Origin of the sequence: Roseateles saccharophilus, assembly GCF_031458095.1 — a bacterium.
In the GTDB taxonomy this organism is placed as follows: Bacteria; Pseudomonadota; Gammaproteobacteria; order Burkholderiales; family Burkholderiaceae_C; genus Pelomonas; species Pelomonas saccharophila_A.
Genome location: NZ_JAVDXU010000006.1, coordinates 78,273 through 100,468, shown reverse-complemented (window position 1 = coordinate 100,468; position 22,196 = coordinate 78,273). Strand labels below are relative to the sequence as shown.

Below are 22,196 nucleotides of genomic sequence, written 5' to 3'. Positions count from 1 at the left end.
CCCCTGAGAATGCGGGGCGGTCAAATCCCGATTGCCGCGCGGCGCCCGTCGTAGAACAGTCGCCGTCCCGCTGTACCCTGCCTGCCCATGTTCCGACCCCGTCTCGCCGCCCGCGCCCGCGGCTTCACCCTGCTTGAATTGCTGGTCGTCATGGTCATCATCGGCCTGCTGGCCGGTTACGTCGGCCCCAAGTTCTTCGGCCAGATCGGCAAGAGCGAGGTCAAGGCCGCCCGCGCCCAGATCGACGCGCTGACCAAGTCGCTGGACCAGTACCGCCTGGACGTCGGCCGTTACCCCAGCACCGACCAGGGCCTGGCCGTGCTGGTCACCAAGCCGGCCGACGAGCCCAAATGGGCCGGCCCCTATCTGTCCAAGGCCGTGCCCAAGGACCCCTGGGGCAATGACTACCAATACCGCAGCCCCGGCGAGCATGGCGAGTACGACCTGCTGAGCTTCGGCAAGGACGGCCGCCCCGGCGGCGAGGGTGAGGACGCCGACCTCACCTCCTGGTAATCCTGTCTGTGCCGCAGTTTCTGACCCGTGTGCTGCGCGCGGGTGCCGTCAGCACCGAGCGCGTGGAGGCGCCCGACCGTGCCGCCGTGGCCGCCGTGCTCGGCGTGCCGCCCCAGCATGTGCTGGAGGCGCGCGAGGTTGCGGCCACGCAGGCCGCGCGGCCCTGGCGGCGCAACAGCAAATTCCCGCTGCAGCTCTTCAGCCAGGAACTGGCCGTGCTGCTGGACGCCGGCATTGCGCTGCTCGAAGCCCTGAACACGCTGCGCGAGAAGGAAGGTCAGCCCGGCGTGCGCGCGGCACTGGACGCCGTCATCGGTCAGATCGAACAAGGTCAGCCGCTGTCCGTCGCGCTGCGCCAGCAGCCGCAAGCCTTTGACGAGCTGATCTGCGCCATCGTCGCCGCCAACGAAAAGACCGGCCAGCTGTCCACGGCGTTAGCCCAGCATTCGCGCTATCTGGCCTGGGTCGATGCGCTGCGCTCGCGCCTCGTCGCGGCCCTGGTCTACCCGCTGATGCTGCTCGGCGTCGGCGGCGCGGTCATCCTCTTCCTGCTGCTCTATGTGCTGCCGCGCTTTGCCGGCATCCTGGAGCAGACCAGCGCCGACCTGCCCTGGGCCTCGCGCGTGCTGATCGAGTTCGGCCAGACGGCCGGCGCGCATCCGGGCCTGGTCATCGGCGGCATCGCGGCCTTCGGCTTTGCGGTCTACGCGCTGCTGCGTCAGCCCATCGTGCGCCAGCGCGCCCAGGCGGCCGTGTGGACCCTGCCCGGCCTGGGGCCGCGGCTGCGCGTGCTGGCGCTGGCGCGGCTCTACCGCTCGCTGGCCATGCTGCTCGCTTCGGGCGTGCCGGCCCTGGCGGCGCTGAAGATCGTGGTCGACGTCGTCGCCGCCCCCTGGCGCGCCGCTGTGCAGGCCGCGGCCGCGCAGATCGAGCGCGGCGAGCGCCTGTCGGCTGCGTTTGACGCGCAAGACCTGGCCACGCCGGTCGCCCGCCGCATGCTGCGCGTGGGCGAGCGCAGCGGTGAGGTCGCCGCCATGCTGGAGCGTGCCGCGGCCTTCCACGACGAAGAGGCCGCGCGCCTGACCGACCTGCTGTCCCGCCTCGTCAATCCGGCGCTGATGCTGATCATGGGGGTGCTGATCGGCGGGATCATCGTGCTGATGTATCTGCCGATCTTCCAGTTGGTGGAGCAGGTGCAATGACGACGACGCTCAACGATTGGCTGCCAGCCGAACAGGGCCCCTGGCATCTCGACTTCGAGCAATGGCCGCAAGCCCAGGCCCAGCGCTGGCGTGCCGTGCTGGCCGTCGGCGCCAGCGACAAGCGCGTGCTGCTCGCCGAGCGCGACGAGGACGCCATGCTGCTGCAGAGTGTCGAGTCGCGGCTGAACGCGCCGGTGGGCTGGCAGCGCTGCACGCCCGAGGCGGTGACCCATTTCCTGGGTGCCGGCGAGGCCGATTTCCGCGCCCTGTCTGACGTCGAGGATGCACTGACCGCCGTCGAGGACCACACCGAGGAGCTGTCGGCACTGGCCCTGAGCGAACAGGCCAGCCCCGTTGTGCGCCTGCTCAACGCCACCATCTACGACGCGCTGCAGGACACGGCGTCGGACATCCACATCGAATGCACCGCCCGCGGTGCCGCCATCCGCTTCCGCGTCGACGGCGTCATGGCCCTGGTGCGCCAGGTCGAAGGCCCGCAGGTGGCCGAGCAATTGGTGTCGCGCCTCAAGGTCATGGCCGAACTCGACATCGGCGAGCGCCGCCTGCCTCAGGACGGCCGCTTCAAGCTGCGCGTGCAGGGCCGTGAGATCGACTTCCGCCTCTCGGTCATGCCCAGCGTCTTCGGCGAAGACGCCGTCATCCGCATCCTGGACCGCGCGGCCATCGTCCGTGCCGGCTCGCTGACCCTGGATGCCCTGGGCTTCGACGACGACGAACGCGCCGCCATCCGCCACCAGGCCCGCCAGCCCCACGGCATGCTGCTGGTGACCGGCCCGACCGGCTCGGGCAAGACGACGACGCTGTACGCGACCCTGGCCGAGATCCACACCGGCGCCGACAAGATCATCACCATCGAAGACCCTGTCGAGTACCAGCTCAGCGGCGTCGTGCAGATCCCCGTCAACGAGAAGAAGGGCCTGACCTTCTCGCGCGGCCTGCGCTCCATCCTGCGCCACGACCCCGACCGCGTCATGGTGGGCGAGATCCGCGACGCCGAGACGGCCCAGATCGCCGTGCAGGCCGCGCTGACCGGCCACCTGGTCTTCAGCACCGTGCATGCGAACAACGCGTTTGACGTCATCGGCCGCTTCATGCACATGGGCCTGGACCTCTACAACGTCGTCTCGGCCCTGAACGCCGTGCTGGCCCAGCGCCTGGTGCGGCTGACGTGCAAGCACTGCGCCCGACCCTTCACGCCCGACGCCGCCACGCTGGCCCGCCACGGCGTCATCAACGGCGCCTTCATGAAGGGTGAGGGCTGCGGCCATTGCCGCGGCACCGGCTACAAGGGCCGCCGCGCGGTGGCCGAGCTGCTCAAGCTCGACGACGGCCTGCGCGACCTGATCGCGGCGCGCGCCCCCATGTCCGAGATCAAGGCCGCGGCCAAGGCGCGTGGCATGAAGTCGCTGCGCGAGATGGCCCTGGCCGCCGTCTGCCGCGGCGACACCACCTTCGAGGAGCTGGAACGTGTCACCCTCGATGAGTGAAGGCCTGCGCCAGCAGATCAGCGCACGGCTGGCCAAGCCGCGGCGCGTCTTCGTCACGCCCGGCGGCGGTGAGTTCGAGGCCTGGTGCCGCGACCTGCCGGGCACGGCCGTCGAGCTGGTCGTCAGCGCCCGTGCCCTGCACGAGCTGGTGGTCGAGCCCGGCCTGCCCCTGGCCGACCTCGACGCCGTGCAGGCCTACGCCCAGCAGCAGTTCGCCCACTATTTCGGTGCGGCCGCGCAGCGCTTTGCCATCGCCCCCTGGCGCCTCGGTGAAGCGGCCGGCGCCTCGGCCCTGCACGGCCTCGACCTGGCCGCGCTGCGCACCCAGGCCGAGGCCGCCCGCGTGCGCCTCGCGGCCGTGCGCCCGGCCTGGAGCGCGTGGCTGGCGTCCCTGCCTGCCGCCACGCGTGCGGGCACAGGCCGCGTGGTCTGGCACGAGGGCGAGATTGCCGTCGTCATCCAGCTCGACCGCGGCCGCGTCACCGGCGTGCAGTCGCGTCGCGTGCAGCAGCTCGCCGAGCTCGGTGGAGATGCGCCGCTGGCCGTCGGCACGCCCGCCGATGAACTCATCCCCCAGCCCGGCCCCGCGACGCCCGAGCCAGACTTCCTGCCGCGCAGCGGCCGCTCGCCGCTGGCCTGGCCGCTGGCTGCGACCGGCGCCCTGGTGCTGGCAACGGCGGCGTGGAGCGCCATCGACAGCCATCGTGCCCTCGACGTCGCCCAGGCCGCGCGCGATCGAGTGGCCACGCTGCGCCCGGCGCCCACCCCCAAGCCCGCCGTCCGCAGCGCCCGCACCGAGCCCGCCGAGAACCGTGCGGCCATCGAGGCCCGCGCCTTGCTGGCCATGCCCTGGGAGCCGCTGCTGGCGCGCGTCGAGACCGCCGGCGCCGAGGCCAAGACCATTGCCTGGCTGGGCCTGGAGGCCAGCGCCAGCCGTGGCGAGCTGCGCCTGGAAGGCCTGACGCCCGACAAGCTGCTGGCCCTGCAACTGGCCGAGCAGCTCGGCACGACGCCGGGCTGGCGCCAGGTCGTGCTGTCGCGCTTCTCGGCTGCCGAGGCCGGCCTCGTCGGCCAGCGCTTCGAGATCAATGCCCGCGTGGCGACCGGAGGTGGCTCGTGAACCGGCGCGCCCTGATCAAGGCCCTGGGCTGGCCGGGCCTGGTCGGCCTCGCCGCACTGGCGCTGGCCGTCGCCGCCGTCGTGCTCGGCCAGCGCTGGGATGCCCAGGCCACCCGACTGCAGGCCGAGGCCCGCGAGCTGCGCGCCAAGGCCCGGCCGGCCGCCGTGGCCGCCTCGGCGCCCATCAGCGTGCAGCAATGGCAGGCCGAGCTGCCGACGTCGGGCAACCGCCAGCAGCGCCTGGCCGATCTGCTGGAAATGAGCATCCGCCTCGACCTCGTCGGTGCGCGCACCGAGCACCGGCTGTCCACCAGCGAGGGCCTGGAGAGGCTGCGCGTGACCATGCCCGTGACCGGCAGCTACGCCCAGCTGCGCCGCTTCATCGGCGCCGCCCTCGAGCACGATCCGGCACTCAGCCTGGATGCGATCAAGCTGCGCCGCGTCAGCCCCATGAGCACCGACGTCGACGCCGAGCTGCAGTGGTCCCTGCATGGGAGGGCCGCGCCATGACGCCGCGTCAACTCGCGCTGGGAGGCGCGCTGGCGGCGACGCTGGCCGCGACGGCCTGGGTCGCGACCCGGCCCGAGGACGATGCGGCCGCCGCCGTGGCCGCACCGGCGCGCCGCGCCGCATCTGTGGCAGCAGCAGCCTCCGCCGCCAGCGCGCCGGCACCGGCCGTACCTTCGCGCGTGGCCTGGGCCGATGCGCCCGCGTCCCAACTGGCCGCCTGGCAGCCGCCTCCACCACCGCCTCCACCGCCGGCACCGCCGCCGGTGGCTGCCCCGCCACCGCCGCCGCCCGTGGCCCCGCCGGCGCCTTATCAGATGATCGGCCGCGTCATCGAAGGCGAGGGCGCCAAGGCCGTCGAGGTCGCCTTGCTGACCGGGCCCAACAAGGCCTTGAGCGCCAAGCGCGGCGACGTCATCGACGGTCAGTGGCGCGTCGAGCAAGTCTCCGACAGCGGCGTGCGCCTGACCTGGCTGCCCGGCCAGCTCCCCCAGAACATCGTCTTCAGGCCAGTCCCATGAAGCAGCCCTTATTCCTCCTCCTCGGCGTCGCCCTGCTTCTGGCAGGCTGCGCCAATCCGGCCCTGCGCCAGGCCGAAGACCTTGGCCGCAGCAACCAGTGGCCGGCGGCCCTGCGCGTGCTGGACGACGCCCTCGTCAAGGACCCGACCGATCCGCAACTGCGCGCGGCCCAGGTGCGTGCCCGCGAGCAGGCCTCGGCCCGCCTCATCCTGCAGATCGAGGCCCTGCGTGGTGCCGGCCGCTGGGATGAGGCCTCGGCCCTGCTGAGCCAGCTGGCCCTGGCCGACAGCAGGCATCCGCGCCTGGCCGCGTTGACGACGGAAGTGGAGCGCAGCCGCCGTCAGGACGCCCAGCTGGCCAGCGGCCGCGCGGCGCTGAAGGACGGCAAGCTGGAGCGGGCTGAAGCCGTCGCCCGCGAGATTCTGGCCGAGTCGCCCCAGCATCCGGGCGCCCGCCTGCTGGCCAGCCAGGTCGCCCAGGCGCGACCGCTGGAGGCGGCAGTCGGCGAACTGGGCCCGGCCTTCCAGAAGCCGGTCACGCTGGAGTTCCGCGAGGCGCCGCTGCGCCAGGTCTTCGAAGCCCTGTCGCGCAGCAGCGGCGTCAACTTCGTCTTCGACAAGGATGTGCGCGCCGATGCCCGCGTCACCGTCTTCCTGCGCAATGTGACGATGGACGAGGCCATGCGCGTCATCCTCGGCACCCAGCAGCTGGACCGCAAGCTGCTCAACGAGACCTCGGTGCTGATCTTCCCCAACACCGCCGCCAAGCAGCGCGAGCACCAGGAGCTGATCACCCGCACGCTCTACCTGACGAATGCCGACGTCAAGCAGGTGCAGGCGATGGTGCGCACCATCGCCAAGGTGCGCGACATTCACATCGACGAGCGACTGAACCTGCTCATCGTGCGCGACACGCCCGAGGTGCTGCGTCTGGTCGAGAAGCTCATCGCCTCCGTCGACCTGCCCGAGCCCGAGGTCATGCTGGAGGTCGAGGTCATGGAACTGGCCACCGACCGCGTCGACGAGCTGGGGCTGAAGTGGCCCGAGCAGGCCTCGCTGGGCATCAGCGACGCGGCCGGCAATATCCCGCCGGCGGTGTTCGTGGGTGGCAAGAACCCGATCAACTTCCGCGCCAGCATCGCCAATCCCGTCGTCGTCGCGACGCTGCGCGGCACGGCCGGCAACTCCAACATCCTGGCCAATCCCAAGATCCGTGTGCGCAACCGCGACAAGGCCAAGGTCCACATCGGCCAGAAGCTGCCGGTGTTCACGACGACGACCAACTTCACCGGCTCGACCTCGGTGGCGGCCTCGGTCAGCTATCTGGACATCGGCCTGAAGCTGGATGTCGAGCCCACCATCCAGCTCGACAACGACGTCGTCATCAAGGTCGGCCTGGAGGTCAGCAATCTGATCCGCCAGGTCACCGGCCCAGGCGGCACGACGGCCTACGAGATCGGCACGCGCAACACCTCCACCGTGCTGCGCCTGGCCGACGGCGAGACGCAAGTGCTGGCCGGCCTCATCAACGACGAGGACCGCAAGGCCGCCACCGGCATCCCGGGCTTGTCCAGCATCCCGGTGCTGGGCCGACTGTTCGGCACGACGACGGACACGCGCAACAAGACCGAGGTGGTGCTGCTGATCACGCCGCGCGTGGTGCGCAACCTGGCCGTTCCCGATGCCTCGCTGACCCGCCTGGCCAGCGGCACCGACGCCAGCCCCGGCGCCTTCAGCAGCCTGCTGCGCCGCGAGGCCAAGGTCGGCGTGGCGCCGAGCAGCGGTGGCGCGGCTGCGGCGCCCGGGCCGCAGGCCCAGCCCGTGGCAGCGACCGCGGAGGCGCTGCTGAAGCTGGACGTCACGCCGCAGATCCCGGCCGGCGGAACCGTCTCCGTCGCGCTGAAGAACGAAAGCGGGCTGCAGATCAAGGGCGAACTGGAGTACGACGCCAGCCGCCTGACGCCGGCCCAACCGCTGCAAGGCGCGGCGCCGGGGCGCTATCCCGTCGAGCTGGCGCCGCGTGGGGACCGCGTCGTCGCCTTCCGCGCCCTGCCGCCAGCGGCAGGGCAGGTGCTCAATATCGGCGTCAGCGCGCTGTCGGCCAGCGGGCTGAATGGCGAGTCGGCGCCTGTGCGCCTCGAAGGCTCGGGCCTGCTCACCGTGGAAGCAGTGAAGTAGGCAGTGCTGATGCGAGCTCGCGGCTTCACGCTCATCGAGATGCTGGTCGTGCTGGCCATGCTGGGCGTGCTCGCGTCCGCGGCGCGGCCCCTGCTCGAGCTGTCGGTGCAGCGCAGCCGCGAGCATGAGCTGCGCCAGGCCCTGCGCACGCTGCGCGAAGCCCTCGATGCCTACAAGCGCGCCGCCGAGACCGGCAGCATCATGCTGAGCCCCGAGGACAGCGGCTATCCGCAAAAGCTGCAGCTGCTCGTCGATGGCGTCGCCGACGCCAAGTCGCCCAATGGCCGCAAGATCTATTTCCTGCGCCGCCTGCCGCGCGACCCCTTTGCGCCGGCCGAGCAGAGTGCCGCCGAGACCTGGGGGCTGCGCGCCTACGACAGCGCGCCCGACGATCCGCGTGCCGGCAAGGATGTCTTCGACGTCTACTCGCGTTCGGAGCGCAAGGCGCTGGACGGATCCAAGCTGAAAGACTGGTGATGAAACAGTCCCGCGGCTTCACCTTGATCGAGCTCATCGTCGTCATGGCCATCGTGGCCCTGCTCGCGTCCATCGCCGCGCCACGCTATTTCGCGTCCCTGCACAAGAGCAAGGAGACGGCCCTGCTGCAGTCGCTGACGACGATGCGCGACGCCATCGACCAGTACGCCGCTGACAAAGGCCGTTATCCCGACTCCCTGCAGGAGCTGGCCGCGGCGCGCTATATCCGCGATGTGCCCGAGGACCCGCTGACCGCCAGCCGCGAGACCTGGGTCGAGCTGCCGCCGCCCACCGAGATGCAGGCCAGCGGCAAGGTCTGGGATGTGCGCAGCGGTGCCGCCGGCCGCAGCGCCGACGGGCGGCTCTACGCCGATTGGTGAGGGCGGCATGAGGCGCCTGGAGCGCGGCTACAGCTATCTGGCCGTCCTCTTCCTCGTCGCGCTGACGGCGGCCGGCCTCGCGGCCCTGGGCCAGGCCTGGAGCACGGCGGCCCAGCGCGAGCGCGAGCGCGAGCTGCTGTTCCGTGGCGGCGAGATCGCGCGCGCGATCTCGGCCTATGCCAAGGCCACGCCCAACCCGCCCGAGCAATACCCCAGGAGCCTGGAAGACCTCGTCGAGGACCAGCGCAGCCCGCGGCCGCGCCGCCATCTGCGCCGCGCCTACGAGGATCCCTTCACCGGCAAGGTGGACTGGGAGCTGGTGCCCGAGCCGGGCCAGCCCGGCGCCTTCAGCGCGGTGCGCAGCCGCTCCAAGCATGCCCTGCTGCGCGAGTACGGGCCGGACGGCCAGCCGGTCAAGCAGGCTCACGATCTGCTGTTCTCGTCGCGCTACGCCGCGGGTATCCCCCAGCTTCCCGTGGATCCTGCTTCTGCTGCGTCGGCAGCCAGCGGCGCGTCAAGGTGAACTTGCTAGGGAATTTCGTACTGACCCGTCAAGTCAGCGGCCTTGGTGAATACCCCCTCCCCCCTTGCTTGGATGCCGGGGAACTTGGGATGGCCGTGGATTTTTGCTCACTCAGAATCGGCCGCCTAGCTGGGCTGGGTAGTCCATCTATGCGCAGGCATTCCGGCCGTCAGACCCTGGCGGTTCGGAATGGTGGCGGTGCTTATGCGCTGCAGCCTGTGCGGCATTGATCAACTTTGCAAAGAAAGTGGGTAGTTGAATGAAGAAGGTTTTGACCATGGCAGCGCTGGCTATTTCTGCGCTGACCCTGTCGGCGGGTGTCCAGGCCGGCGTGCTGCGCACAACCGTCGACTTCAATACGGTGGACCCGTCGCCTTTCGCGCCCTTCGCACCGCTGCTGCTGAACGGCGACGAGTTCTATCAGAACGGCCTGGCCGGCCGCACGATGTTCTTCGACCCGTTCTCCAACTCCGCCACTGCCCAGATCGGTGATTTCGTCGGCGCCCTGATGGACGGCAGCGATCCCTCTGCCTGCATGAGCGTGACCTGCCCGACCAACAATGCATCGCAGTACCTGGCGATGCTGAACGATGGCGCCGTCGTCTTCGGCTCGACGGATGGCTTCCGCTTCTCCGTGAAGAGCTTCAGCGCCAGCTGGATCGGCAATGGTGATCCGCTGCAGTCCACTCCCGGCTTCGTGCGCCTGCAGGGCATGCGCAACGGCGTCTCGACGACCGCCACCTTCGCGCTGACCGGCCTGAATGCGGCCAACGAACTGGGTTTCGCCAATTTCAGCACCGGTGCCTTCGGCAACCTCGAGTTCGACTACGTCTATGCCTATGGCTTTGCCTGCCCGGCTCCCGGCGGCGGCACGAGCTGCACGTCCTTCAACACGGACCGTGCCCAGTTCGGCATCGACAACATCACCATCGAGCACGTGCCCGAGCCCGCCAGCCTCGCTCTGCTGAGCGTCGCCGGCCTTGCCGCCTTCCGTGCCAGCCGCCGCCGCGCTGTCTGACCCGCCGCTTTCGTCGAAAGGACTGTTTGATGAAGATGAAACTCAAGCCCGCCGCACTGGCGACGCTGGTTCTGCTCTCTGGTTTGGCCACAAGCTCCTTTGCGCAGGACCGCAAGACCTACATCGTCCAACTCAAGGACGAACCCGCTGCCTCCTACCAGGGCACGGTGTCCGGCTACGCGGCGACCCAGCCCGCGGCCGGTGAACCCTTCCGCTTCGGCAGCGCTGCCGTGCAGGCCTATGTGGGCTACCTCAGCCAGCAGCAGAGCAATGTGATCTCGCTGGTCGGCAACGCTCCCATCCTGGCCACCTACAAGACCGTCTTCAACGGCTTCGCGGCCCGCCTGACGGATGACGAGGCGCGTACGCTGGCCGCCAACTCCCAGGTCGTCGGCCTGTGGCAGGACGAAGCCCGCCAGCTCGACACCATCTCGACCAGCAAGTTCCTCGGCCTGACGGCCCCGGGCGGCCTGTGGTCGCAAATGGCCGGCGGCTCGGCCGTCAAGGGCGAGAACCTGGTCGTCGGCATCGTCGACGGTGGCATCTGGCCCGAGAATCCCGCCTTCTTCGACCGCGTCGACGCCAATGGCGTGCCGAGCAACAACCCGGCCGATGCCCAGGTCTACGCCCCCGCGCCCGCCACCTTCACCGGCACCTGCGTGCCCGGCCCCGGCATCGATCCCGCCAAGCATTGCAACAACAAGCTGGTCGGCATCCGCCACTTCAACGCCGGCTTCAATGCTTCCGGCCAGGTGCTGCACTGGACCGACTTCCCCAGCTCCGGCCGTGATTCGGTCTCGGGCGCAACCGGCCACGGCGGCCACGGCGACCACACCGCGTCGACCGCAGCCGGCAACTCCGGCCCGTCCGCCATCGTCAACGGCATTGCGCTGGGCCAGGCTTCCGGCATGGCGCCGCGCGCCCGCGTCGCGGCCTACAAGGTCTGCTGGACCTATGTGAACGCCGCTGCCACCGACGGCACCGGCAGCCAGAACAGCTGCTACACCACCGACTCCGTCGCCGCCATCGACCAGGCCGTGGCCGACGGTGTCAACGTCATCAACTACTCGATCAGCGGCTCGCAGACCTCGGTCAACGACCCCGTCGAGCAGGCCTTCTACCGCGCCGCCCGCGCCGGTGTCTTTGTTGCCGCCTCGGCTGGCAACAGCGGCCCGGGCACGGCCGTGGCCCACATCAGCCCCTGGCTGACGACGGTGGCTGCTTCCACGCATGACCGCGCCTTCTCCGGCGACGTGACGCTGGGCAACGCCGCCAAGTACACCGGCGCCTCGCTGAACAACCTGGCGACCCTGATCGGCAAGCCCATCGTCCGCGCCGAAGATGCCGGCATCGCCGGCGCCAGCGCCAACCTGAACCTGTGCTTCAGCAATCCGCTCGAGCTGGACCCTGCCAAGGTGGCCGGCAAGATCGTCGTCTGCACCCGCGGTACCAACGCCCGCGTCGACAAGAGCCTGGCCGTGCTGAATGCCGGCGGCGTCGGCATGGTCATGATGGACAACGGTGCCGGCCTGGTGGCCGAGGCCCACTCCGTGCCTACCGTGCACGTGACGAGCGCCGATGGCGCCGCGATCAAGACCTACGCCCAGACGGCCGGCGCCACCGCCGACATCAGCCAGTTCTACATCGGCACCACCGCGGCGCCGATCATGGCGAACTTCTCGTCGCGCGGCCCCAACCAGGGTGACAGCAATGTGCTCAAGCCCGACCTGACCGCGCCGGGCGTGGACATCATTGCCCAGGTGACGCCTGACCTGACCCAGGCCCAGCGTGACGCCGTGGCTGCTGGCACCCTGGTGCCGGGCCCGGCCTGGGCGTCCTATCAGGGCACGTCCATGTCCAGCCCCCACGTGGCTGGCCTGGCCCTGCTGCTCAAGCAGGCCCACCCGACCTGGGGCCCTGGCGCCATCAAGTCGGCGCTGATGACGACGGCCTACACGACGCTGAACGACAACCTGACCGGTCTGTCCAACGGCCTGCTGCCCTGGTCCCAGGGTGCCGGCCATGTGCAGCCCAACAAGGCCACCGATCCGGGTCTGGTCTACAACAGCGGCAGCAACGACTGGATCAAGTACCAGTGCAAGGTGAACAAGCCTGCCGTCCAGCCGCAGAGCGACTGCACGACCATCGGCACGCTGAGCGAGACCTCCGATCTGAACCTGCCGTCCATGACTGCAGGTACCGTCATCGGCAGCGTCACCTTCCCGCGTACCGTCACCAACGTCGGCTCCTCCAGCGCCACCTACACCGCCACCGCCAGCGTGCCGGGCTTCACGACCGTCGTGACGCCTTCCTCGCTGACCCTGGCTCCGGGTGCCTCCGCTTCCTTCACGGTCAAGCTGACCGCGACGACGGCGGTCGAAGGTGCCTGGAACTACGGCCAGCTGGTCTGGAGCGACGGCGCCGGCGGCCACAGCGTGCGCTCGCCCATCCAGGCCAAGGTGGGCAAGCCCATCACGGCTCCGGCCGACGTCACGGGCACCACGCTCTCGGGCACCCGCCTGATGACGGTCCGTACCGGCTTCAACGGCCGCATGGGCGTGAAGCAGGGCGGCCTGAAGGAAGTGACCATGAGCGCGCCGGTCACGCTGGCGCCCAAGGCCACCAGCAGCGCGACGCTGAAGGCCCTCTGCCAGGCCGGTGCCGACACCGCCAACGTCAAGGTCTACAGCTTCAACGTGCCTGCCGGTGCCATGGTGGCCCGCTTCGGTCTGCGTGATGCCGACGTCGGCGCTGCCGGCGACGACAACGACATGCTGCTGCTCTACCCCAACGGCACCACCTCGGTGTACTCGGGCAACGACGGCTCCAACGAAACGGTGCAGGTGCTGAACCCGACCGCGGGTACCTACAAGGTCTGCGTGGTCGCCTATGGCGGCGGCGCTGCCATGACGCACTCGCTGTCGAGCTGGATCGTCAGCCCGAACGAAGGTGCCGGCCTGAAGGTCGTCGTGCCCTCGCAGGTCTATGCCGGCAGCACCGCCTCGGTCGGCCTGACCTGGTCCGGCCTGGCCACTGGCAAGCGCTACCTCGGCGCCTTCCAGCTGCTGGACCTGGCCGGCGTGGCCCAGACCACGACGACGGTGCGCGTCTCGACCGATGGCAGCGTGCCGGTGCTCAACGAGCCCAGCACGGTGCCGGCCAAGCTGGTCGAAACCGCCGTGGAGCAGTAAGCCCACCCTCGGCCGCTTCGGCGGCCGGCTGGCAACCAACCGCAGGCCTCAGGGTCTGCGGTTTTTTTTCGTCAGCGCGCGCTCTGGGGCGTGGCGAGCTCGCAGCGCTGGGCCACGCAGACGGCGCCCGGGTCGACGGCCATGGCGCAGTTCGAGCGCATGCCGCTGGCTTCGACCTCGCGCCGCTGCACCGCGGCCTGCTGTGCAGCCAGCGCGGTGAGCTTCTGGGCATCGGTCGCCTGTGTGGACCAGGCCCAGTACGCGACCGGCCCGCCGCAGGCCTTGGCTCCGACGGCGATCGTGCGGCACTGCGAGTCGCTGCTGCAGCTGGGCGTGCCAATGAGGGCGCGCAGTTCGCGCCCCAGCCGGGCCGATTCGGGCTCGCTGGCGGCCGGCGCCGCTGGCGGGGCCAGCGCGGCGGTTGGCGCCGGCGGCGTCTGGGCACAGCTGGTGAGGGCGGCCCAGGCGAGGAGGGGGGCGATCAGGCGATGGGGTTTCATATCCCCATGGTGGGCCGGGTCCGGGCGCTTGGCAACAACTAGGATGCGGCCATGCGCGCCTTGTTGCCTCTGTTGCTCGGCTTGGCCGGCCTCGCTCCCGCCGCGGCCCAGGAGGGCTGCCCGCCGTCCGGGGACGCGGTGCTCGCGCGGTTGAATGCGCTGCGTGCCCAACCCCAGGCCTGCGGCGAGCGCGTCTGGCCGGCCGTGGCGGGCTTGCGCCCCAGTCCCGTGCTGACCGAGTCAGCGCGCCGCTACGCGAGGGAGCTGGCCGCGCGCGACCGCATCGACCATGTCGGCGCCGGCGGCACGTCGTTGCGCACGCGGCTGCGCGAGGCCGGCTATCTGATGCGCTCGGCCGGCGAGAACCTGGCCGGCGGGCCCGAGACCCTGGACGAGGCCATGGCCCAGTGGCTGGCCAGCCCGGCGCATTGCGAGAACCTGATGGCCCCCGACTTCCAGGAGTTCGGCCTGGCCTGCGTGCCCGGCCCGGGAAAACTGCAGCGCTACTGGGTGCTGCATCTCGCAACCCCAGCGAAGGCGGCGCAGCCGCCGGCTAGATCCAGCCCAGATCAATCGCCCTGAGGACGGCCTGCGTGCGGTCGCGCACGCCCATCTTGGAGAAGATGGCCGAGCAGTGGTTCTTGATGACGCCTTCGCTGTTGCCCAGCAGGCCGGCGATCTCGGTGTTGCTGCGGCCGCTGGCGACCAGGCGCAGCACCTGCAGCTCCTTGGGGCTGAGCGGATCGGGATGGTCGGCCGCCGTGAAGGCGCGCTCGCCGCCCTTGGCTTCCATGCGCGTCGTCAGCGATGGCCGCAGGGCCGTGCCGCCGCCGTGCACATCGCGCAGGGCCTGGGCCAGGGTTTCGGGGCTGATGGCCTTGAGCAGGAAGCCGCGGGCGCCGGCGCGCACGGCCTCGTCGAAAGCGGCGGTGTCGTCGAAGGTCGTCAGCAGGATGACCGGCAGGCGCAGGGCCCTGGCGGCCAGGGCGCGGATCAGGCCGATGCCATCCAGGCGCGGCATGCGCATGTCGGACAGGATGACGTCGGGCATGTCGTCGGCCGCGGCGGCCGACAACCATTCGAGCGCCTCGGCGCCGTCGCTGGCCTCGCCGACGACCTGCAGCTCGTCGTGCAGCGCGAGCAGGCCCTTGAGGCCTTCACGCACCAGTTGCTGGTCCTCGACCAACAGGATCTTGATCACACCCATCGTGGACATCTCAACTCGATTCGAAACCCAGGGCTTGTGCGGGTCACGCACATCTGCCCACCCAGCTCGGTCATGCGCTCGGCCATGCCCGAGAGGCCGTTACCAAACTTCTCGGCCCGGCCCGCGGGCCAGTTCGGCGCGCCGCGCCCATCATCGTCGATGCTGACCGCGATCTCATCGCCTTCGCCGCGCAATTCGACTTGAACGCGACGCGCGCTGGCATGACGAACGCTATTGGTCACGCCTTCCTGCACGCAGCGCAGCAGGGCGTGGGCGGCGCGGGGGCCGAGGTCGCGGGCGGCATCGTCCAGGGCCAGCTCGATGCGGGTGCTGGCAATGCCCTCGGCCAGGGCCTGCAGGGCGGCGGACAGGTCGATGCGCTGGGAACTGCGCTGCTGCGACACGGCCTCGCGCACGTCGGCCAGCAATTGGGCCGCGACGCCTTCGGCCCGGCCCAGGGCCTGGCCGGCGCCGGGAGTGTCCGCGCGCGCGAGCAGGGCGCCGCCCAGTTGCAGCTGCAGGTTCAGGGCGGTCAGGTGGTGGCCCATCAGGTCGTGCAGCTCGCGGGCGATCTGCATGCGCTCGCTGTAGCGCATCTGCTCGACCAGCAGATGCTCGCCGGCCATCTGCTCGGCCAGCACGGCCTGCAGCCAGCGGCGCTTCTCGGCTTCGGCGGCGGCCATGCGGCCCAGGCCGAAGGCCAGGCCGTGCAGGGCCAGCATGGACGACAGCAGGCCGAACTGGTCCAGCCAGGCCGTCGCCTGGGGCGCCGCATAGATGCCGGTGTTCAGCAGCACCTGGGCAAAGCCGAAGCCCAGGGCCAGGCGCGCCGGCAGCAGCACGGCGGCCAGGGCCGTGACCAGGAAGGGCAGGCCGGGTGTCACGCCGAAGGCCAGCAGGTCGACGAGCAGCAGCCAGGCCAGGCGCCGGTTCACGGTGACGACGCCACCGCCCTGGCTAGCCAGGCGCCACATCAGCGCGACGAAGGCCAGCAGCAGGCCCACGCACAGCAGCAGCAGGCCGCGGTCGTTGGCGCCGCCGCCAGCGGCGCGCCAGACCCAGGCCACCAGACCGTCATAGGGTTCGGTGCGCGCGCCGAACAGGGCCGCGCCGGCACTGACCAGCTCCATCGCGCAGACGACCAGGGCGGCCAGGCGCAGCACCACGCCGGGCTCGGCCAGGCGCGCCAGCAGGCGGTCGAATTTCGTCATTCCGCCAAAGCGGCCGAGATGACGCCGCCGCCCAGGCACACGTCGCCGTCATAGACCACGGCGCTCTGGCCCGGCGTCACCGCCCATTGCGGGTCGGGGAAGCGCAGCGTCAGCTGGCCGCTGGCATCGAAGCCCACGCTGCAGGGTGCGTCCGCCTGGCGGTAGCGCGTCTTGGCCGCGGCCTGCTCGGTCGCGGGCGCGCGGCCGGCAATCCAGCTCAGGTCATCGGCCACCAGGGCCGGGCTTTGCAGCAGCGGGTGGTCGTGGCCCTGCACGACGATCAAGGTGTTGTTCGGGATGTCCTTGGCGGCCACGAACCAGGGTTCGTGCTCGCCACCGCCGCGCGGGCTGCCTTTCTCCTTCACGCCGCCGATGCCCAGGCCTTGGCGCTGGCCCAACGTGTAGAAGGAGAGGCCCACGTGTTCGCCCAGCTTGCGGCCGCGCTCGTCCTTGATGGGGCCGGGCTGGTGGGACAGGTATTTGTTGAGGAACTCGCGGAAGGGCCGCTCGCCGATGAAGCAGATGCCGGTGGAGTCCTTCTTCTTCGCATTCGGCAGGCCGATCTCGGCGGCGATGCGCCGCACCTCGGTCTTGGGCAGGTGGCCGACCGGGAACATGGCCTTGCTGATCTGGGCCTGCGACAGGCGGTGCAGGAAATAACTCTGGTCCTTCAGCGGGTCCAGACCCTTGAGGAGCTGGAACTCACCGTCGACTTCACGGACTCGCGCGTAATGACCGGTGGCGATCTTCTCGGCGCCCAGGCGCATGGCATGGTCGAGGAAGGCCTTGAACTTGATCTCGGCATTGCACAGCACGTCGGGGTTGGGCGTGCGGCCGGCCTGGTATTCGCGCAGAAAGCTCTCGAAGACGCGGTCCTTGTACTCGGCCGCGAAGTTGACGTGCTCGATCTCGATGCCCAGCACATCGGCCACCGAGGCAGCGTCCAGGAAGTCCTGGCGCGTCGAGCAGTACTCGTCGTCGTCATCGTCTTCCCAGTTCTTCATGAAGATGCCGATGACCTCGTGGCCCTGCTCCTTCAAGAGGTGGGCGGTCACGGCCGAGTCCACGCCGCCGGACAGGCCGACGACGACTCGATGCTTTTTCTCTGCGGAATTCATGGGCCCGATTGTCCCAAAGCCCTCTTCAGCCCTGCTTGAACAGGCTTTCCGCCCGCTGGTAAAGCACCCAGCTGGTGGCGATGAATTTGTCGCCGCCCCGGGGCCGGTTGCCGCGGTGGGTGTGGGTGAAGCCGCCCGGCGCAATCAACAGGCTGCCGGTGCGCGGGACGATCTTGCGGCCCTGGTAGAGGAATTCGGTCTCGCCCTCGGCGAAGTCGTCGTTCAGGTAAATGGTCCACAGCACCGCCCGGTGCAGGGCCTCGCCCTGGTCCAGCCGGGGGTATTGCTCGCAATGCCAATAGGGGTAGCCGCCCTGGTCGGCCGTGTAGCGCTGCAGATTGATGGCGCCGGGGCGGAAGACCTTGGCGATCAGGCCCATCAGCATCTCGTCGTTCAGCGCGCCAACACCCTCGGCATCCAGCAGGGCCAGCGTGCCGTCGGGCCTTTGCATCTGCAGCTTCAGCGGCGCCAGGGCCAGATGGGCGTAGCGGCGCAGATAGTGGCGGAAACCGGTGATGACGGCGTTGTTCAGCTGCTCGCAGGCGTCGGCCCATTCGGGATGGCGGCTGATGGCGATGTCCCAGCTGTCCTTCATGGTCACGTCGACGCCGCTGCCGGTCTCACCGCGCTGCAGGCGGGGGCTGGCCTGGAAGCGCTCGATCAGAACCCGGCAGGCCGCGGGGCTCAGGGCCTGGTCGTAGACCTCGATGAAGTCAGGCGTCGTCATGCCGGCATTGTCAGCCGCCGCCCTGGCGCTTCAGCAGGGCCTGCAGCGTCGATTGGCGCAGCGCCTCGAGCTCGCCGCTGGCCTGCAGGCGCAGCAGGGCGGCGTTGAGCTTCTGGGCCAGGGCCGCATGCCGGGCGGCCAGCACATGGTGGATGGTGTGTTCGTCCAGCACGAGGTCCAGGCGTTGCAGGCCCGGGACGCCAGCGGGCTTCTGGGCCGGGCTGCCAGCGAGTTCGCTGAGGATGGCCACGTCGGCCGCGTCCGTGGCCAGCAGCCGCCACAGTTCGCGCAGGCTGCCGGCCTCGATGCGATGCACGCCCGCGGGCATCAGCTGCTCCACGCGCACGATGCCACGCAGATGGGCGACGCGCCAGCGCGACAGGTCGGACCAGCCGGCCAGCCTCAGCGTCGGGTCGCGCGTATAGGCACGCAGCTGGACCTGGGCCAGCGGTGTGGCCACGGCGACGACCTGGGGGTAGGCCTCCAGATAGTCGCGCGCCCGGTGCGTGTTGGCGTCCATCTCGCCGCTGGCCAGCGCCAGACCGGCGCGGCGCGCCGGCAGGTCGACGAACTGCATGGGCTGGCCGGTGTCGGCATACAGACGCGTCAGCACGGCCTCGCTGATGCCGATCAGGGGATTGGTGGCCCGGTCCCAGCTGGCGATCTGCAGGGGCTGGGCCTGGGCCTGGGCCGCCGCACCCAGGGTCCAACCCAGAGGCCAGGCCAGGCAGGCGGCCAGGCGCTGGCGGTGGAAGCGGGAGGGCGTGCGGGGCATCGCGAGGATTCTGACGCCAGGCTTCAGCCCAGCCGGCGTGGACAGCCCAGGGAGGCGTCGGAATTCACGCTGTCCAGCGGCAAGCGGCGGCCCGCGGCATGGTCTTCGATGCAGCGCAGCACCAGCGGGCTGCGGTGGCGGTCGGGGCAGGCGCGGATCTCGGCCAGGCTCAGCCACAGCGTGCGGCGTATGCCCTGGTCCAGGCTGCGGCCGGCGATTTCCTCACCGACTGCACCACTGAAGGCCAGCCGGACATAGGTCACATCCTCTAATCGCGCCGGCCGGACGAAGCGGGCCAGGTAGACGCCCAGGAAGGCCTCGGGCTGGAAGGCCCGCGCCGTTTCTTCCAGCGCTTCGCGCACGACGGCCTCGATCGGGCTTTCTCCCTGTTCCAGATGTCCCGCGGGGTTGTTCAACCTCAATCCCTCGGGTGTCTCCTCTTCGACCAGCAGGTAGTGGTCTTCCCTTGCAATCACGGCGGCGACAGTCACGCTGGGGCGAAACCGGTCTGTGGCAGTCATGAAACCTCCCATCGAAATCCCGCACCGGGATGACGCATGCATTGTGTAAGCTGCCGCGCACCCCTAGCCCCCGACAGGAGCCTCCATGCAGATCGGCGTCCCGCGCGAACGCGCGGCCGGAGAGACCCGCGTGGCCGTCACGCCCGAGACGGCCAAGAAGCTGAAGGCCGCCGGCCACACACTGCGCATCGAGAGCGGTGCCGGTGTCGCGGCCAGCGTCACCGATGCCGCCTATGAAGCCGTGGGCTGCGAGATCGTCGACCAGGCGGCGGCCCTCGGCAGCGAACTGGTGCTGAAGGTGCGCGCACCGGGCGCCGACGAGCTCGCGCTGATGAAGCCGGGCACGGCCCTGGTCGGCATGCTCAACCCCTTCGACCGCGACGGCCTCACGGCCATGGCCGGCGCCGGGCTGATCAGCTTTGCGCTGGAGGCCGCGCCGCGCACGACGCGGGCCCAGAGCATGGACGTACTGTCCAGCCAGGCCAATATCGCCGGCTACAAGGCCGTCATGATCGCGGCGGACAAATACCAGCGCTTCTTCCCCATGCTGATGACGGCCGCCGGCACCGTGAAGGCGGCGCGCGTCGTCATCCTGGGCGTCGGCGTCGCGGGCCTGCAGGCGATCGCGACGGCCAAGCGCCTGGGTGCCGTCATCGAGGCCAGCGACGTGCGGCCTTCGGTGAAAGAGCAGGTCGAGTCCCTGGGCGGCAAGTTCATCGACGTTCCCTATGAGACTGCCGAGGAGAAGGAAGCGGCCGAGGGCGTCGGCGGCTATGCCCGGCCCATGCCGCAGAGCTGGCTGGATCGGCAAAAGGCCGAGGTTGCCAAGCGGGTCGCGGCGGCCGACGTCGTCATCACGACCGCCCTGATCCCCGGCCGCGCAGCACCGGTGCTCGTCACCGAGGAGATGGTCAAGTCCATGAAGCCCGGCTCGGTCATCGTCGACATCGCGGCGCCCGCGGGCGGCAACTGCCCGCTGACCGAAGCGGGCAAGACGGTCACCAAGCATGGCGTCGTCATCGTCGGCGAGACCAATCTGCCGGCTCTCGTCGCGGCCGATGCGTCGGCCCTGTACGCCCGCAATGTGCTGGACTTCCTGAAGCTCGTCATCACCAAGGAGGGCACGTTCAACGTGCCTTTGGATGACGACATCGTCGCGGCCTGCCGCGTCACCCAAGACGGTCAAGTGACCCGGAGCTGAGCATGGAAGTCGTCGACCACACCATCATCAACCTCATCATCTTCGTGCTGGCCATCTACGTGGGCTACCACGTCGTCTGGACGGTCACGCCGGCCCTGCACACGCCGTTGATGGCCGTCACCAATGCCATCTCGGCCATCGTCATCGTTGGCGCCATGCTGGCGGCGGCCCTGACCGAGACGCCGTTCGCCAAGGGCATGGGCGTGCTGGCCGTGGCCCTGGCCGCGGTCAACATCTTCGGCGGTTTCCTGGTCACGAGGCGGATGCTGGAAATGTTCAAAAAGAAGGAAAAGAAGACCAACGTGGAGGCCAAGCAATGAGCCTCAACCTCGTCACGCTGCTCTATCTGATCGCCAGCGTCTGCTTCATCCAGGCGCTCAAGGGCCTGTCGCACCCGACGACCTCCATCCGCGGCAATCTCTTCGGCATGACCGGCATGACCATCGCCGTGTTCACGACCGGGGCCCTCATCGTCAAGCTGGCGGGCCATGGCATGGGCCTGGGCTGGGTGCTGCTCGGCCTGGTCGTCGGCGGCGGCTACGGCGCCTGGCGGGCCAAGACGGTCGAGATGACCAAGATGCCCGAGCTGGTCGCCTTCTTCCACAGCATGATCGGCCTGGCCGCCGTGGCCATCGCGGTCGCGGCCGTCGCCGAGCCGGCAGCCTTCGGCATCACGCCGGCCATGGATGCGGCACTGGCCGCCATCCCGCCGGAGGACGGCACTGCCCCGCGCACGCTGGCGCCCATCCCGGGCGGCAACCGCATCGAGCTGGCCCTGGGTGCCTTCATCGGCGCCATCACCTTCACCGGTTCCGTCATCGCCTGGGGCAAGCTGTCGGGCGGCAGCAAGTTCCGCCTCTTCCAGGGCGCGCCCGTCACCTTCAAGGGTCAGCATGCGCTCAACGCGGTGCTGGGCCTGGCCTCTGCCTTCTTCGTGTTCGGCTTCTGGCACTCGCAGTCGCCCATCGACTTCGGCCTGATCGTGGCGCTGGGCTTCCTGCTCGGCGTGCTGCTGATCATCCCGATCGGCGGCGCCGACATGCCGGTCGTCGTGTCCATGCTGAACAGCTATTCCGGCTGGGCGGCGGCGGGCATCGGCTTCAGCCTGAACAACGCGATGCTGATCATTGCCGGCTCGCTGGTGGGCAGCTCGGGTGCCATCCTGAGCTACATCATGTGCAAGGCCATGAACCGCTCGTTCTTCAACGTCATCCTGGGCGGGTTCGGTGGCGAGACCGGCGGCCCGGCAGCGGGTGCGGCTCAGCAGCGCAACGTCAAGAGCGGCAGCGCCGACGACGCGGCCTTCGTGCTTGGCAATGCCGAAAGCGTCGTCATCGTGCCGGGCTACGGCCTGGCCGTGGCGCGCGCCCAGCATGCGGTGAAGGAACTGGCCGCCAAGCTCACCGAGAAGGGCATCACCGTCAAATACGCCATCCATCCGGTGGCCGGCCGCATGCCGGGCCACATGAACGTGCTGCTGGCCGAGGCCGAGGTGCCCTATGACCAGGTCTTCGAGATGGAGGACATCAACGGCGAATTCGGCCAGGTCGACGTGGCCATCATCCTGGGCGCCAACGACGTCGTGAACCCCGCCGCGCACGTGAAGGGCAGCCCCATCTACGGCATGCCCATCCTGGAGGCCTACAAGGCCAAGACCATCATCGTCAACAAGCGCTCGATGGCGGCCGGCTATGCGGGCCTGGACAACGAGCTCTTCTACATGGACAAGACCATGATGGTGTTCGGCGATGCGAAGAAGGTCGTCGAGGACATGCTCAAGGCCGTCGAATAGCCATGCGG

23 protein-coding genes are annotated in these 22,196 nt (G+C 69.7%); 16 read left to right on the top strand and 7 right to left on the bottom strand.

Features of this window, described 5'->3' with window-relative positions:
- The first annotated feature begins 87 nt into the window (after nucleotides 1-87).
- The 12 genes from gspG to J2X20_RS27865 all read left to right on the top strand — a co-directional run bounded on the left by gspG (nucleotide 88) and on the right by J2X20_RS27865 (nucleotide 13,136).
- A complete protein-coding gene (gspG, locus tag J2X20_RS27920) occupies nucleotides 88-513 on the top strand; it encodes a type II secretion system major pseudopilin GspG (protein ID WP_310272758.1) in 426 nt (141 codons plus the stop codon).
- Between the two features lie 8 nt (nucleotides 514-521).
- Nucleotides 522-1,715 carry a type II secretion system F family protein gene (locus J2X20_RS27915; RefSeq protein ID WP_310272756.1) on the top strand — a complete coding sequence of 398 codons (1,194 nt, stop codon included), beginning with the start codon at nucleotides 522-524 and terminating at the stop codon, nucleotides 1,713-1,715.
- Nucleotides 1,712-3,223 (top strand): GspE/PulE family protein, encoded by a 1,512-nt coding sequence (locus J2X20_RS27910; RefSeq protein WP_310272754.1) that lies wholly within the window; start codon nucleotides 1,712-1,714, stop codon nucleotides 3,221-3,223. The genes J2X20_RS27915 and J2X20_RS27910 overlap by 4 nt, the downstream gene beginning before the upstream one ends.
- Entirely contained in the window at nucleotides 3,216-4,343 is a 1,128-nt protein-coding gene (locus tag J2X20_RS27905; RefSeq protein ID WP_310272753.1) for a hypothetical protein, read from the top strand. The genes J2X20_RS27910 and J2X20_RS27905 overlap by 8 nt, the downstream gene beginning before the upstream one ends.
- Entirely contained in the window at nucleotides 4,340-4,852 is a 513-nt protein-coding gene (locus J2X20_RS27900) for a hypothetical protein (protein WP_310272751.1), read from the top strand. Before J2X20_RS27905 ends, J2X20_RS27900 begins: the two co-directional genes overlap by 4 nt.
- Nucleotides 4,849-5,370, top strand: coding sequence for a hypothetical protein (locus J2X20_RS27895; protein WP_310272749.1), 522 nt, complete (start codon nucleotides 4,849-4,851; stop codon nucleotides 5,368-5,370). The genes J2X20_RS27900 and J2X20_RS27895 overlap by 4 nt, the downstream gene beginning before the upstream one ends.
- Nucleotides 5,367-7,547: a secretin N-terminal domain-containing protein gene (locus J2X20_RS27890; RefSeq protein ID WP_310272747.1), complete on the top strand. Its 2,181-nt coding sequence runs from the start codon at nucleotides 5,367-5,369 to the stop codon at nucleotides 7,545-7,547. The genes J2X20_RS27895 and J2X20_RS27890 overlap by 4 nt, the downstream gene beginning before the upstream one ends.
- A gap of 9 nt (nucleotides 7,548-7,556) precedes the next feature.
- Complete coding sequence (locus J2X20_RS27885; protein ID WP_310272850.1) at nucleotides 7,557-8,024, top strand: type II secretion system protein; 468 nt, start codon at nucleotides 7,557-7,559, stop codon at nucleotides 8,022-8,024.
- Nucleotides 8,024-8,404 carry a type II secretion system protein gene (locus tag J2X20_RS27880; RefSeq protein ID WP_310272745.1) on the top strand — a complete coding sequence of 127 codons (381 nt, stop codon included), beginning with the start codon at nucleotides 8,024-8,026 and terminating at the stop codon, nucleotides 8,402-8,404. The genes J2X20_RS27885 and J2X20_RS27880 overlap by 1 nt, the downstream gene beginning before the upstream one ends.
- A 7-nt stretch (nucleotides 8,405-8,411) precedes the next feature.
- Nucleotides 8,412-8,927, top strand: coding sequence for a type II secretion system protein (locus J2X20_RS27875; RefSeq protein WP_310272743.1), 516 nt, complete (start codon nucleotides 8,412-8,414; stop codon nucleotides 8,925-8,927).
- Nucleotides 8,928-9,186: 259 nt separating this feature from the next.
- Complete coding sequence (locus J2X20_RS27870; RefSeq protein ID WP_310272741.1) at nucleotides 9,187-9,945, top strand: NF038120 family PEP-CTERM protein; 759 nt, start codon at nucleotides 9,187-9,189, stop codon at nucleotides 9,943-9,945.
- 29 nt (nucleotides 9,946-9,974) lie between these two features.
- The gene (locus J2X20_RS27865) at nucleotides 9,975-13,136 is read left to right on the top strand and encodes a S8 family serine peptidase (protein WP_310272739.1); all 3,162 of its coding nucleotides are present in this window, start codon (nucleotides 9,975-9,977) and stop codon (nucleotides 13,134-13,136) included.
- A gap of 71 nt (nucleotides 13,137-13,207) precedes the next feature.
- Here J2X20_RS27865 and J2X20_RS27860 read toward each other — a convergent pair whose 3' ends face one another.
- Nucleotides 13,208-13,636, bottom strand: a complete 429-nt coding sequence (locus J2X20_RS27860) for a hypothetical protein (protein WP_310272737.1) — start codon at nucleotides 13,634-13,636, stop codon at nucleotides 13,208-13,210.
- Between the two features lie 51 nt (nucleotides 13,637-13,687).
- Here J2X20_RS27860 and J2X20_RS27855 point away from each other — a divergent pair, with 51 nt between their 5' ends.
- A complete protein-coding gene (locus J2X20_RS27855) occupies nucleotides 13,688-14,218 on the top strand; it encodes a CAP domain-containing protein (protein ID WP_310272735.1) in 531 nt (176 codons plus the stop codon).
- Here J2X20_RS27855 and J2X20_RS27850 read toward each other — a convergent pair.
- From J2X20_RS27850 to J2X20_RS27825, 6 genes are read right to left on the bottom strand one after another with little or no spacing between them, the layout of a single operon-like run.
- Nucleotides 14,190-14,852 (bottom strand): response regulator, encoded by a 663-nt coding sequence (locus J2X20_RS27850; protein WP_310272733.1) that lies wholly within the window; start codon nucleotides 14,850-14,852, stop codon nucleotides 14,190-14,192. The two genes, J2X20_RS27855 and J2X20_RS27850, sit on opposite strands and share 29 nt — an antisense overlap.
- The gene (locus J2X20_RS27845; protein ID WP_310272731.1) at nucleotides 14,834-16,054 is read right to left on the bottom strand and encodes a sensor histidine kinase; all 1,221 of its coding nucleotides are present in this window, start codon (nucleotides 16,052-16,054) and stop codon (nucleotides 14,834-14,836) included. The genes J2X20_RS27850 and J2X20_RS27845 overlap by 19 nt, the downstream gene beginning before the upstream one ends.
- Nucleotides 16,051-17,172, bottom strand: coding sequence for a tRNA 2-thiouridine(34) synthase MnmA (gene mnmA, locus J2X20_RS27840; protein ID WP_310272729.1), 1,122 nt, complete (start codon nucleotides 17,170-17,172; stop codon nucleotides 16,051-16,053). Before mnmA ends, J2X20_RS27845 begins: the two co-directional genes overlap by 4 nt.
- A 25-nt stretch (nucleotides 17,173-17,197) precedes the next feature.
- On the bottom strand, nucleotides 17,198-17,899 hold the full coding sequence (locus J2X20_RS27835; RefSeq protein ID WP_310272727.1) for a 2OG-Fe(II) oxygenase: 702 nt from the start codon (nucleotides 17,897-17,899) through the stop codon (nucleotides 17,198-17,200).
- 10 nt (nucleotides 17,900-17,909) lie between these two features.
- Nucleotides 17,910-18,674 (bottom strand): substrate-binding periplasmic protein, encoded by a 765-nt coding sequence (locus J2X20_RS27830; protein ID WP_310272725.1) that lies wholly within the window; start codon nucleotides 18,672-18,674, stop codon nucleotides 17,910-17,912.
- Between the two features lie 23 nt (nucleotides 18,675-18,697).
- Entirely contained in the window at nucleotides 18,698-19,195 is a 498-nt protein-coding gene (locus J2X20_RS27825) for an NUDIX hydrolase (RefSeq protein WP_310272723.1), read from the bottom strand.
- 85 nt (nucleotides 19,196-19,280) lie between these two features.
- Here J2X20_RS27825 and J2X20_RS27820 point away from each other — a divergent pair, with 85 nt between their 5' ends.
- Genes J2X20_RS27820 through J2X20_RS27810 form a run of 3 tightly spaced genes read left to right on the top strand, consistent with a single transcriptional unit; the run spans nucleotide 19,281 to nucleotide 22,188 of the window.
- On the top strand, nucleotides 19,281-20,396 hold the full coding sequence (locus tag J2X20_RS27820; RefSeq protein WP_310272721.1) for a Re/Si-specific NAD(P)(+) transhydrogenase subunit alpha: 1,116 nt from the start codon (nucleotides 19,281-19,283) through the stop codon (nucleotides 20,394-20,396).
- Nucleotides 20,397-20,398: 2 nt separating this feature from the next.
- Nucleotides 20,399-20,716 carry an NAD(P) transhydrogenase subunit alpha part 2 gene (locus tag J2X20_RS27815; protein WP_310272719.1) on the top strand — a complete coding sequence of 106 codons (318 nt, stop codon included), beginning with the start codon at nucleotides 20,399-20,401 and terminating at the stop codon, nucleotides 20,714-20,716.
- Nucleotides 20,713-22,188, top strand: coding sequence for an NAD(P)(+) transhydrogenase (Re/Si-specific) subunit beta (locus tag J2X20_RS27810; RefSeq protein WP_310272717.1), 1,476 nt, complete (start codon nucleotides 20,713-20,715; stop codon nucleotides 22,186-22,188). Before J2X20_RS27815 ends, J2X20_RS27810 begins: the two co-directional genes overlap by 4 nt.
- Nucleotides 22,189-22,196 lie beyond the last annotated feature (8 nt).